This is a genomic window from Pantoea sp. EKM101V, from assembly GCF_011800325.1.
Lineage (GTDB): Bacteria > Pseudomonadota > Gammaproteobacteria > Enterobacterales > Enterobacteriaceae > Pantoea > Pantoea anthophila.
This window is the reverse complement of sequence record NZ_JAALFP010000050.1, coordinates 1-243: the sequence shown is the minus strand read 5'-3', so window position 1 is coordinate 243 and position 243 is coordinate 1. Positions and strand designations below refer to the sequence as shown.

Below are 243 nucleotides of genomic sequence, written 5' to 3'. Positions count from 1 at the left end.
ATCTGGATTTCAGCATGATGGGGCTGGCAGCAGCGACCCACGGTGAGGACAGAATAAACTGGGGTCTGCTGCGGATTATCGATGCGCTGAAGCGGACGATGGGCCTGGATGCGCTGTCGGACGACGAAAGCTGGAAAGCGGTGGATAAAATGGCGACCTCTGTGGTGTCCTTTGGACTGACCGGCAGCGCTAACCGTTTTGAAACTTTCCAGAGCCTGCTGAAAGATATGGCACCAGCCCTGC

1 protein-coding gene is annotated in these 243 nt (G+C 56.4%); it reads left to right on the top strand.

Annotation, left to right across the window (positions count from 1 at the left end; genetic code table 11):
- Positions 1-14: 14 nt before the first annotated feature.
- On the top strand, positions 15-243 hold a 229-nt coding region (locus HFD92_RS21580), incomplete at its 3' end, for a hypothetical protein (protein WP_370525248.1).